The sequence below is a fragment of the Streptomyces sp. iso_384 genome (genome assembly GCF_056172905.1).
On the sequence record NZ_JBWBTT010000001.1, the window covers coordinates 6,072,418 to 6,084,696 of the forward strand.

The following is a 12,279-nucleotide window of genomic DNA, read 5'->3' on the forward strand; positions in this document are numbered from 1 at the left end:
CGTGACACCTACCGCCCCCGCCTCCGCCCTCGGCGTCCACTCCGAAGTGGGGCGGCTGCGCAAGGTCCTGGTCTGCGCCCCCGGCATGGCCCACCGCCGGCTGACCCCGACCAACTCCGACGACCTGCTGTTCGACGACGTGATGTGGGTGGAGAACGCCCAGCGGGACCACGCCGACTTCGTCGCCCAGCTCACCGACCGGGGGGTGGAGGTCGTCGAACTGCACGCGCTGCTCGCCGCCACCATGGCGATCCCGGAGGCCAGGTCCTGGCTGCTCGACCGGAAGATCGACGCGAACGAGGTGGGTCTCGGCCTGGTCGACGACACCCGCGCCTTCCTCGACTCCCTGACGCCGCGCCGGCTGGCGGACCACCTCACCGGCGGTCTGGCCATCGCCGACCTTCCGCAGGAGTTCCGCTCCGCGTACGTGGGTCTGGCCCGGGAGGGCACGGGGGCGCGGGAGTACCTGATGCCACCGCTGCCCAACACCCTCTACACCCGGGACACCACCTGCTGGCTCTACGGCGGGGTGACGCTCAACCCGCTCTACTGGCCCGCCCGGCACGACGAGACCCTGCTGATGAAGGCGGTCTACACCTTCCACCCCGACTTCCGGGGCTCCACGGTCTGGTGGGGCGACCCCGAGAAGGACTGGGGCCGGGCGACGTTCGAGGGCGGGGACATCATGCCGGTCGGCAACGGCGTGGTCCTCATGGGCATGAGCGAACGGACCTCCCGCCAGGCGATCACCCAGGTCGCGGCGGCGCTGTTCGCGAAGGGGGCGGCCGAGCACGTCATCGTCGCCGGAATGCCGAAGCTGCGCTCGGCGATGCACCTCGACACGGTGTTCACCTTCGCGGACCGGGACATCGTCACGCTGTACCCGCGCATCATGGACGACGTCCACACGTTCTCGCTGCGGCCCTCCGACCGGGCGCCCGGCATCGCGATCACCGACGAGGGCGCCACACCGTTCACCGAGGTCGTGGCCCGCGCGCTGGGCCTGCCCCAGCTGCGGGTGATCGAGACGGGCGGCGACGTCTACGCCTCGGAGCGCCAGCAGTGGGACAGCGGCAACAACGCGGTGGCCCTGGAGCCGGGGGTCGTCTTCACCTACGACCGGAACACCCAGACGAACGCGCTGCTGCGGCGGGCCGGGGTGGAGGTCATCACGATCGTCGGCGCGGAGCTGGGGCGGGGCCGGGGCGGCGGGCACTGCATGACCTGCCCGCTGATCCGCGACGCGGTGGCGTTCTGACGGTGTACGGGTACGGGCCCCGCTCCCCGTACGAGCCGGCGCCCGGCCCCCGCGCGGGATCAGGCCGCGCAGCGGCACGAGCGCCCCGCCGGATCCGCCCGGTGGGGCGCTCGTATGTGATCCGGTTCCGGGCCGGGGGCGGGTCACTCCGCGGCCGAGACCCTCTCGCCCCCGGCGCGCGCCCGCTCCTTCGCCAGCCACGGGCCGAACTCGCTCTCCAGCACCAGCCGCCCCAGCTTGCGGTACTCCTGGAGCACCGCCGTGACGAGCTGGTCCATGTCCAGCGGCGTCCCCGACTCGGCCGCGAGGTAGGCGGCGGTCACCGCGCAGGCCCGGATCGAGCCGCCGGCCAGCTCGAAGCGGTTCGCGCAGAACTCCAGGTCGAGCCCGGGGTCGCGCGGGATCGCCGGACCCAGACAGCGGTCCCACAGGGCCAGGCGCTGTTCGGCGTCGGGCATCGGGAACTCGGCGATCACATCGAGGCGGCGGGTGAACGCCTCGTCGAGGTTGGCCCTTAGATTGGTGGTGAGCACGGCGATGCCGTCGAAGGACTCCATGCGCTGGAGGAGGTAGGCCGACTCCACATTGGCGTGCTTGTCGTGCGCGTCCTTGACCTGGGACCGCTTGCCGAAGATCGCGTCGGCCTCGTCGAACAGCAGGATGCCGTTGACGTCGGACGCCTCGACAAAGATCCGCTCCAGGTTCTTCTCGGTCTCGCCGATGTACTTGTCCACCACTGTGGAGAGGTCCACGACGTAGAGTTCCATGCCCAGTTCGGCGGCTATCACCTCGGCGGACATGGTTTTTCCGGTGCCGGACTCCCCGGCGAACAGGGCGATGACGCCTCGGCCCCGGCCGCCGCCCGGCCGCATCCGCCACTGCCCGAGCACCGTCTCGCGGTGGCGGGCGCGCAGGGCGAGTTCGGAGAGTTGCGTACGCGTCGCCGGGGGCAGCACCAGGTCGTCCCAGCCGACCGCGGGTTCGATGCGGCGGGCGAGCCGTTCCAGCCCCGCGCCGTTCTGGGCGCGGACCGCGGTGCGCAGGTCCTCCGGAGTCACCGGCCGGGGCCCGAGGACGGCGAGCCGGGACGCGACGGTGGCTGCCCTGCGCAGCTGGCCGGAGTCGAGCCGGTAGGCGGCGGCCGCCTCGATCAGGGCGTCGTCGGCGGTCGCGTGCGCGGCGGACAGGCCGACGGCCCGGCCCGCCTCGGCGAGCGCGCGCCGCCACTGCCGGGCCGCGCCGTCGGGTCCGGGCGGCAGGACGGTGACGGGCACCGGGCTCTCCGCGGTCCACAGCGGGTCCCAGGTCTTCTTGCCGTACGCGATCAGGGGTGTGGTGTCGAGCGCCGCGCAGAGCGAGCCGAGCACCCGGGCGCCCTCGGGGCGTTCGGGGGCGAGCGTTTCCAGCGGGCCGAGGATCACCCCGACCCGGCCGAGGCGGGCCTCGGTCGCCAACGCCCTCACGAGCGGGGCCGGTTCGGTGGCGGTGGCGAGCGCCGCGATGTCGACGACCAGCGGGCGCCGGCCGGCGGCGTGCAGCGCCTGGACCGCGAGGCCGCCCGGGTCGCCGCCCCGGTCGAGGAGGTGCACCAGACCGCTGCCGGTGCCGAGGGCGGCCGCGATCCGGGGGACCTCGGGGCGCTCGTCCGGTTCCGGCGGTGGCGCGGCCTCCCGGACGAGCCCGCGCAGCCGGCCGTCGGTCTCGTCGTCGCCCAGGAGATGCGCGGTGACCCGGTCCGGCACGCGCAACAGCCGTGAGAGCAGAGGTCGTTCGGGTTCGGCGATCTCCAGCAGACCGCCCGCGACGAGCGGGGCGGCGGGCGAGAACCGGAAGCGTCCGGAGCCCGCGGCGGGCAGCCCGCAGAGTTCCAGGGCCAGGCCGATGGTGGTCCGGCGCCGGGTGAGGTCGTCGTTGAGGTAGCCGTACAGCCGCTCGAACCGGGGGTCGATGTCCGGGGCCAGGGACACCAGCAGGAGTTCGACGTCCAGCGGCACGAGGCCGAACCGCTCGGCCAGTTGACCAAGCCGGCTCCCGGCAGGGGTGTCCGCCGGGGTGCCGTCCTCGTACGGCGGTACGGGGGTGAACGCGTCGCGGGTCTCCAGGATCCGGGCCGCGGCCTCGGGGGTGAGGTACTGCCCCCGGTAGGGGTCGTCGGGGTCCGGGTCGACGGACCGGCGGGCCGCGACGGCTTCCCGGACCCGCAGCTCGATCCGGCCGAGCCGCTCCCAGAGCTCCCCGACCTCGGCCAAGGGGCTCTGCTCGTACGCCTGTTGTGGTGCCAGGGTCATCGTGCCGCGTTCCCCCGCCTGCGCCGGCCGGGCGGCAGTCGCCGTTCACGGGGTGCGGCGAAGCCCGCCGCGCCGGGGTCGGACGCCCCGTCGTAGCGAAGCCGGCGGCCGGGGTCGCCGTCGTCGCCGTTCAGGTGCGGTGCGGCCTTCATCACGAGTCCTTCGGTGACCGGCGGGCCCGCGGGGGTGCGTTCGCCGGCCAGCGGTGCGACGACCCGCAGGTCGATCGCGGCCTTCAGCTCGCCGCCGAGCGCGGACCAGACGTCCGAGGCGGACGGTCCGCCTGCGCCGGGACCGGCCGCCTCCAGCTCCACGGTCAGGCCGAGTTCGGCGAGGCTGCCGGTGTGCAGCCGGGCGGGCAGCACATCGGAGCGGACGAGGGTGCGCAACACCTCCGAGAGCAAACGGTGTTCGTCCTGCGGGCGGTTGGTCCAGGCGGTGACCAGATAGGTCAGCTCGAACCAGCGCGGCGGGGTCCGCCAGCCGGTGACCACGCCCTCACCGTCGTGCACCTCGGCCGTACCGGTGCGCCGCCTGCCCGCGTCCTCGCGGATGCCGTGCAGGAAGACGCTGACGGTCGGGGCGTTGCGGCGGGCGGACCAGTCCTTCGTCGGGGCGTCGAAGACCAGCTCGACGCCGCTGTCCTCCAGACCGGCCTCGGCCAGCAGCAGCCGCAGCCCCTCGTCGACCTCGTGGATCATCGGCGGATCACCTCGTCGGGCGGGGTGATGGTGCCGAGCACCACGAGGAAGTCCGTCTTCACGGGGCTGAATCCGGGGCCCTTCGCGGTGATGTCGCGCGGCCCGGTCTCGTCCTTGGCCAGGATGAGGAGCTGGGCGATGAACGTGCCGTCGCCCAGCGGCCGGGTCGGGGCGGCCGCCGCGGTGATCCCGGGCTTCCAGCTCAGGGTGACGGGCGCGCCGGGCGGGAAGTCCTTGCCGCGTACGGAGGTGACGAAGCCGGGCTTGCCGACCTTGGGCACCGCGATGATGCGGGGCTGGAGGATGCGCAGCGGGATCCGGGAGACGTTGTCGCGGAGGTTCGCGTCGGTGCCCGTGGTGGTGAGCGACGCGGTGATCGTCGTACGGAGTGCTTTGTCGGGCGAGAGGACGACGCTGACCACGGTGGACGCGCCCGGTGCGAGGTCGGGAAGCGTGCAGGTGCCGCCGGTGCAGCCCGCGGGGGACGGTCCGGCGGGGATGTTCGCGGGCAGTCCGAGCTTCAGCCGGAGTCCGGTGGCGAGCGCGTTCCTGCCGTTGCGCACGGTGTAGGTGACGACGACCTTGCCGCCGACGTAACCAGGGCTGGGCTGGGCCCGCACGGTGACGCCGGACCCGGCCTCGGGCGCGGGCGGCGGGGGCGCGGGGGCCGGCGGCGGGGGCGGCGTGGTCGTCGGCGGCGGGGTGGGGGTCGTCGGGGTGGGCGTGGGGTCGGGGGTCGTCGGGGTCGGGGCGGGAGTCGTGGGCGTGGGGCTCGGGGTCGGCGGCGGCACGTCCTCGACGGGGACGGTCGTTCCGGTGGCGTTGTCCGTGGGGTTGGGGTCGAGGACGGCCCCGGTGACGGACCAGTTGATCCGCTGGTCGCCGGTGGTCACCCCGGTCAGCCGGGCGGTGACGGTCACATCGGTGCCGGGCGGGACGATGCCGAGGTCGCACTGGGGCGTTCCGGCGGCGCAGGTTCCGGCGTCGGTGGTCAGCTCCTCCAGCCGTACGCCGGGCGGGGCGTCGACGGTGAGGGTGGTGCCGGGCGAGGGCGAGGGGCCCCGGTTGGCGACGGTGATCGTCACCTCGGTGGACGAGCCGACCTCCACCGCGGGGGCGGTGGGCGGTGCGGTCAGCGCCAGGTCGACCGACTGCTGGTAGGCGGGCTCCTTCTGCCGTCCGTCGTGCGTGTTGTCGACGGGGGCCAGGTCGCCGGAGGCGATGTCGAGTACGGAGAGCTGCTCCATGGAGTTCGGTGCGAGCTCCCGGCGCGAGGTGAACAGCAGCTCGGAGCCGTCGGGCGACCAGGCCACGTCACGGGGCTGGTGGGGGCCGGTCGCGGTGGTGTCGGGGATCGGCAGGTCGCAGCCGGCGGGGTTGTCCTTCTGGACGGAGGGCAGCACGACCCGGCAGCCGCCGCCGCGCAGCGGCTTGATGAGGACGCCGGCCTGCTCGTTGACCCGGCCGCCGCCGTCCTTGCGGTTGAACGCCACCTTCAGACCGTCCGGGGAGAACGCCGGACTGTCGTCGATGACGTCGCAGTCGCCGGGGCAGATGGTGGCGCTCAGGTCCCGCTGCCGGTCGAGGTCGGCCACCGGCACGACCCAGATGTGCTTGTTGCCGCCGTTGCCGTCGATGACCTCCTTGCGCGTGAAGGCGAGGTTCACGCCGTCGGAGGACCAGGTCGGCTGGGCGTCGTCGCCCGCCTGGCGGCCCTCGGGCGGGCGGATCTCGTCGAGGATCGCGCCGGTGGCGACATCGGCGATGAGGATCCGGCCCGGCCCCGACGCGTCCCCGACGCCGCCGGGCGAGGTACGGGTGAACGCGAGCTTGGTGCCGTCGGGCGAGAAGGTGGGGTCGGTGTCCCAGTCATTGGGGCCCCGCCCGGCGAGCGGCAGCACCGCCGCGTTCGTCCCGTCGGCGTCGGCCATCCAGATCCGTTCGATCCGCCCGGCGTCGGAGTCCTCGAAGCGGGTGACGACGATGCGCCGGCCGTCGGGTGTGTAGTTCTGCCGCTCGTGCCACGGGTCGTACCCGTCGGCCGGCCGGAACAGAGGGTTCACGGCGGGGTCCTCGTTCGTGCGGGCCGCCGGGTCCTCCTTGAGGATGGTGAGGTGCAGGTCGCGGGGGTCGGAGCCGTCCTGCCGGACGTCCTGGAGCGTCACGATGTGGGCCGCCGACAGCAGACCGTCCTGCTTCGCGGTGATCCGGGGCACGATGACGGTCCCGGCGGGCGGGAACCAGGTGGGCGGCCCCACCTCGCGGTTCTCGTTGACCAGTTGGTCCGGTGGCTTGTCGCCCTCGAAGGCGGTCACCCGGTAGACATGGTCGAAGTCGTCGCATCCGCAGGTGTGGTAAGGGCTGAGGAAGACGATGTCGTTGCCGTCGGGCAGCCAGGACGCCGAGCGGGTGCCCCACTCGGCGTGCGCACCGGCCAGCAGCGGCCGGTCGGTCCCGAGGCCCTGGGTGGCGCGGAGTTCGGTGCCGTCGTCGACGTCCGGGTCGGGATCGGTGGTGAGCGTGTACGCGACGAGGCCCCGGCGGGCCTCGTCGTCGACCGGGTTCCAGGACGGCTCGGTGGCGTCACCGGCCGGGCCGTCGCTGATCCGGGTCTGCGGACCGCCGTCGACGGCCCGCTCGTATATCTGCCACCCCCGTACGGCGTCGCCGTCGCAGGCGTACGCGATCCTCGTGCCGTCCGGCGACCAGGTCGGGGACTCCTCGTTGTCGGGGGTGTCGGTGAGCCGCCGCAGGTTCGAGCCGTCGACGCCGACCGACCACAGGTCACGCTGGACCGTTCCGCCGGGCCCGGACTCGGCCGAGTCGAAGACCACGGTCCGGCCGTCCGGGGAGAGTTCGGGGTGGGCGGCGTCCTGGTCGGTGGTGAGCCGGAGCACCGACCCGTCCGCGCCGCGCACGTACACCTGGGGCTTGGCGCTGTCGCGCAGGCTGGTGAAGACCAGGACGTCACCGCGGGCGGAGGGGTCCTGGTCGTAGTGGGCGGGCCCGTCGCCGAACAGCGGATCGGTGGTGTCCGTGTCGTTCGCCCGCCCCAGGCTGCGGTGCTCGGTACCGGCGAAGGCGATACGCCCCGCCTGGAGCGGATCCGCGTCCACCGGGGCGGCGACGGCCTGGCCCGCCCCGTGGGGGGCGGCGGCCGAGCCGACCAGCAGCAGGGGCGCCAACAGCACCACCGCACCGGTCAGTCGGCCCAGCCGGGAATGCTTTGCCGGGCCAGCAGTGCCGGTCACGGCCCACCTCACAGTCTGTCGATGACTCTCCACCGGCCAGCCTCGCCCGCGCGCGGGTGCGAAGAACAGGCCGCGAGTACCCGGAGCGGGGGAAGGGACCGCTGCCCTTTGCGGCGGCGGGCGGGCCGTTTCCGGGGAAGTGCGGCGGCGGAGCAGCCCGGGCACCTGCCCCCGGCCGCCCCGCCCCCGCCCCTCAGATCAGCCCGTGCCGCATCGCATAGCCCACCGCGTGGGCCCGGTTGCGCAGTTCGAGCCGGGTCGCGACCTCGTGCAGCACGTTCTTGACGGTGCGTTCGGAGTACGAGGTCTTCTGTGCGATCTCCGCGGTGTCGCAGCCCTCCGAGACCAGCCGGATCATCTCCGCCTCCCGCGCGGTGAGCGTGGAGAGGGTGAGCCCGCGCGGGTCGAGGACCGTCCGCTGGAGGGAGCTGACGTGGTCGAGGAGCTTGCCGAGGAGATCGCCCGGGAGCACGCCCTCGCCGTTGGCCATCGCCCGTACCAGGTGGACGAGCCGGTCCTGGTCGGCCTCGCCGCGCCGCAGGACGGCGGCGACACCGCACTCGATCATGGTCTGGAGGGCGCCCGACTCGAAGAAGCCCACGACCAGTCCGGTGCGGGTGGCGGTGTTGCGCTGGAGGCGGTGGAGGAGCTGGACGGTGGGATCGTCCACCATGTCCACCACGACCAGGGAGACCTGGGCGCGGTCGGCCTCGTCCTCCGGCAGCAGTTCTATCTCGGGGCGCACGCGCAGTTGGTGGATCATCCCGGTCTGCAGGATCAGGTCCTCCGCGTACACCGCCACGGAGACCCTGCCTCCCGGCGCTCCTCCGGAGGCGGGCGTACGGCGGCCCGATGCGTCGGGCCTGTGGTAGTGCCCGCGCGTGGCCGTGCCGCCCGTCGCGCTGTTCATCGTGGTGCTCGTCGTGTCCGTGATCGTCGTCATCGTTCCGTGCCCGTCTTCCTCAGGTACTTCAGCCCGATATGCCTGCTGGCGCTGTCTGCCGGTCGTCGTATCGCCTGCGTCGGCCCGGGCAGGGCGCGCGGGCTCGTGGTGGGGGCGCGGGGACACCGTGCCGGTGGGCCCTCGGGGCACCACCCCTGCCCGCTTGTTGCCCTCGCGTCTCTGCTGCCGAGCGGTGCGGGCGGCCTACCGTCGCAGAGTGACCACATCTGCCGAACTCGAAAGCCGCACGGTGACGGTGTCGCCTGGCGGTACCGCGACGACCACCCTGACCGTGCGCAACGACGGCGACATCGTCGAGGCCTACACACTCGAAGTGGTCGGCGACTGTGCCGCCTGGAGCACGGTCGAGCCGGCACGTGTGTCGCTGTACCCGGGCACCTCCGAGACGGTGACGCTCACCTTCGCCCCGCCGCGCTCCCACGAGGTCCGGGCGGGCGAAACCCCGCTGGCCGTACGGGTGCTGCCCGCGGAGCGGCCCGAGTCGGTGGTGGTTCCGGAGTCCACGGTGACCGTGGAGCCCTTCCACGAGCTCCGTACGGAGCTGGAACCGCGCCGCCGCCGGGGCTGGCTGGGCGCCCGCTTCCGTACCGCCGTGCAGAACAAGGGGAACACCCCGGTCGACGTGGCCCTCGCGGCCAAGCAGGCGGGCGAGGATCTGCGGCTGACCTTCACGCCGGACAAGAAGCGGCTGGAGCCGGGCGAGTCGACGGAGGTCCGGCTGAAGGTCCGGGCCCGCAAGCTGATCTGGTTCGGCGAGCCCGTCAGCTGGCCGTTCGAGGTCCGGGCGACCGAGGGCGCCGAAGGGGAGGCCGAGGACGAGCTGCCCGGTGGATCCGAGCCGCTGCCCGGGGAGTTCGCCCAGATACCGGTGCTGCCCAAGTGGCTGCTGATCGTGCTGGCGGCGCTGCTGGCCCTGCTGCTCGCGTGGTTCGCCCTGGTGCGGCCCGCGGTACAGAGCACGGCCAAGCAGGCCGGGGCCAAGGCCGCGCAGGAGGAGACCGAGCGCGGTAAGGAACAGGGGTCGACCCCGCCGGGCGGTGCGGACAATCCGGGCGGCGGTCAGGGCCAGGGCACCGGTCCGGACGGAACGGGCCCCGGTACGGGCGGTTCCGGACCGGGCGGCTCCGGCGGCGGCAGCGGCGGTGGCGGGGTCGGCGGCGGTCAGCAGGCCTCCGAGACCATCGACGTGCAGACGCGGGCGGGAGCCACGGAGGAGCGGGCCTACAAGGTTCCGGCCGGGAAGGTGTTCGGCGTCACCGACATCGTGGTGGCGAACTTCCAGGGTGACGAAGGCGTCGTGACGATCTCCTTCGGAGAGCGCAAGATCACGACCATCGCACTGGAAACCTTCCGCAACCAGGACTATCACTGGGTCACCCCCATTCAGGTTCCGGAGAACGCCACCGTCACCGCTTCCGTCACCTGTGCCAAGCCCGGCACCCCGGCCACCGGAACACAGGCTTCCGGATGCCATCAGGTTCTGAATGTCAGTGGCGTGCTGAGCGATCTCGCACGATAGGAAACAGTGACGCCGAGCGCTCTGCTTGCCTGTCGACGAGACAACAGCAGAAACCCGGCCGAGAGGAAACCCGGCGTGCCGGGTGGTGGCGGATTCACCCTCCCAAATACGCCAAAGATCTCTACCAGTTCGGTCGCCCGCGGCGGCGACAGCACCGGAAGAATATCCGCCTCCGGTGGCCGCGGGCACGAACGGCCCTGCTCAGGACTGGTTCTGACGGTTCGGGGGTGGATGCGGGGTGCCCGTTCGGAGCGTCTCCGTGCCCGCTTCCGCCCTCCGCATCCGACCGGATTCCCCTACCTTCTCGGCGCATTCTGGCCGAATCGCATCACCTCGGCGCGTTTCCCCGGTGACCCCGGACGTCTGCCGGCCTTCCGGCGTTTACCGAGAAAAAGAGATACCAACCACATAGGCTCCCCGGCGCGCCGCCCGCCCTTTCGCCCAATCCCCCGACAGGGGAAACTGCTTCGGGATGTCCCGTAACGCGTTGTTCTCCCTCTCTTCACACGGCCGGTGGAATACGGGTCGCCGTCCGCAAACAGGGAGAGCGTTCCGGCCGGCCCGCCAAGGGCAGTGTTCCCCTGGGTACGAGGGCCCGGAAAGGCAGCCTCATTGCCCCGCGTCCGGGACTCTGGGACCTACTCTCCGCCCGGCGGCCGGTCAAGACTGGACAGTGATCGAGTGACCGTCCAGAAGGAGCGAGCATGCCGTCGTACCTCACCCCCGGTGTTTACGTGGAGGAGGTGCAGTCCGGAGCACGGCCCATCGAAGGAGTCGGCACCGCGGTCGCAGCCTTCGTCGGCTTCGCCGAAACGGGCCCCTTCCACCAGCCGACGCTGGTGACCAACTGGGACCAGTACGTCCAGACGTTCGGCACCTTCACCGCCGACACCTATCTCACGCACGCCGTGTACGGCTTCTTCGCCAACGGCGGCGGAGCGGCCTACATCGTGCGGATCGGCGGCCCCGCGCAGGGCTCGGAGGGCACGGCGCAGGGCGCGGTCGCCCCGGCCCCCGCCGCCGTCGCGCTCGGCGGGTTCCTGGTCGCCGCCAAGCCCGGCACGGGCGACGGCCTCTCCGTGGAGATCGCCGACGCCGAGGGCGAGAACCCTCCGGAGGACCGCTTCCGGCTGCTGGTGCGCCAGGGCGGCAAGGCCGTGGAGACGTACGACGTATCCACCCGCAAGAACGTCAAGGGCTATCTGGTCACCCAGGCCCGCGACTCCAAGTTCGTCCAGGTCACCGAGCAGCCCGGCACGGCCCAGAGCCGCCCCGAGAAGCAGACCGTCGCCCTCGCCGCCGCGGGCGCCCCCGGCACCGGCTCCGGTGTGGCCCGGATCGACGCCTCCGAGTACGTGGGCGACGCCTCCGCGCGTACCGGGTTCGCCGGTCTCGAAGCGATCGACGAGATCACGATGGTCGCCGTCCCGGACCTGATGAGCGCCTTCCAGCGCGGCGACATCGACGCCGAGGGCGTCAAGACCGTGCAGCTGGCGGTCATCTCGCACTGCGAGCAGATGGGCGACCGGGTCGCCGTCCTGGACACCCCTCCGGGCATGAACGCCCAGCGCGTCCGCACCTGGCGCAACGAGGACGCCGGCTACGACTCGCGCTACGCGACCCTCTACTACCCGTGGGTCAAGGTCTTCGACCCGGCGAGCGGCCGCAACTCCCTGGTACCGCCGAGCGGTCACGTGGCCGGCGTCTGGGCGCGCAGCGACGGCGAGCGCGGAGTGCACAAGGCCCCGGCCAACGAGGTCATCCGCGGCGCGGTGGACCTGGAGATCCGCCTCAGCAAGGGCGAGCAGGACCTCCTCAACCCGATCGGCGTGAACTGTGTCCGCGCCTTCCCCGGCCGCGGCATCCGCATCTGGGGCGCGCGCACCCTCTCCTCCGACCCGGCCTGGCGCTACCTGAACGTGCGCCGCCTCTTCAACTACCTGGAGGAGTCCATCCTCCTGGGCACCCAGTGGGTGGTGTTCGAGCCGAACGACGACCGTCTCTGGTCGAGCATCCGGCGCAACGTCACCGCCTTCCTCACCGAGGAGTGGCGCCGCGGCGCACTGTTCGGCCGTACGGCCGAGGAGGCGTTCTACGTCCGGTGCGACCGGAGCAACAACCCGCAGGAGTCGATCGACCTCGGTCAGGTCGTCTGCGAGATCGGGGTGGCCCCGGTGAAGCCCGCGGAGTTCGTGATCTTCCGTCTCTCGCAGTTCTCGGACAGCACCAGCCTCGTCGACGAGTGACCTTCGCGGTCCTCCCCCACCCCATCACTTCCCTTCCCGATCAGAACAGGTG

At 72.5% G+C, this 12,279-nt stretch carries 7 protein-coding genes; 3 read left to right on the forward strand and 4 right to left on the reverse strand.

Annotated features, from left to right (window positions below; translation table 11 throughout):
* Position 1 precedes the first annotated feature (1 nt).
* On the forward strand, positions 2 to 1,258 hold the full coding sequence (locus AC0VY3_RS27165) for an arginine deiminase (RefSeq protein ID WP_103511981.1): 1,257 nt from the start codon (positions 2 to 4) through the stop codon (positions 1,256 to 1,258).
* 143 nt (positions 1,259 to 1,401) lie between these two features.
* Here the strand turns inward: AC0VY3_RS27165 and AC0VY3_RS27170 are convergent, their stop codons facing one another.
* From AC0VY3_RS27170 to AC0VY3_RS27185, 4 genes are all read right to left on the reverse strand, one after another.
* The gene (locus AC0VY3_RS27170; RefSeq protein ID WP_475550808.1) at positions 1,402 to 3,546 is read right to left on the reverse strand and encodes an AAA family ATPase; all 2,145 of its coding nucleotides are present in this window, start codon (positions 3,544 to 3,546) and stop codon (positions 1,402 to 1,404) included.
* A complete protein-coding gene (locus AC0VY3_RS27175) occupies positions 3,543 to 4,247 on the reverse strand; it encodes a Pvc16 family protein (RefSeq protein ID WP_103507444.1) in 705 nt (234 codons plus the stop codon). The genes AC0VY3_RS27170 and AC0VY3_RS27175 overlap by 4 nt, the downstream gene beginning before the upstream one ends.
* Positions 4,244 to 7,498, reverse strand: a complete 3,255-nt coding sequence (locus AC0VY3_RS27180; protein WP_475550809.1) for a hypothetical protein — start codon at positions 7,496 to 7,498, stop codon at positions 4,244 to 4,246. Before AC0VY3_RS27180 ends, AC0VY3_RS27175 begins: the two co-directional genes overlap by 4 nt.
* 193 nt (positions 7,499 to 7,691) lie before the next feature.
* Entirely contained in the window at positions 7,692 to 8,441 is a 750-nt protein-coding gene (locus tag AC0VY3_RS27185; RefSeq protein ID WP_475550810.1) for a helix-turn-helix transcriptional regulator, read from the reverse strand.
* Between the two features lie 250 nt (positions 8,442 to 8,691).
* Between AC0VY3_RS27185 and AC0VY3_RS27190 the strand changes: the two genes are divergently transcribed.
* Both AC0VY3_RS27190 and AC0VY3_RS27195 read left to right on the forward strand, forming a co-directional pair.
* Entirely contained in the window at positions 8,692 to 9,981 is a 1,290-nt protein-coding gene (locus tag AC0VY3_RS27190; RefSeq protein WP_475551740.1) for a COG1470 family protein, read from the forward strand.
* A gap of 704 nt (positions 9,982 to 10,685) precedes the next feature.
* Complete coding sequence (locus AC0VY3_RS27195; protein ID WP_475550811.1) at positions 10,686 to 12,227, forward strand: phage tail sheath family protein; 1,542 nt, start codon at positions 10,686 to 10,688, stop codon at positions 12,225 to 12,227.
* The last annotated feature ends 52 nt before the right edge of the window (positions 12,228 to 12,279 follow it).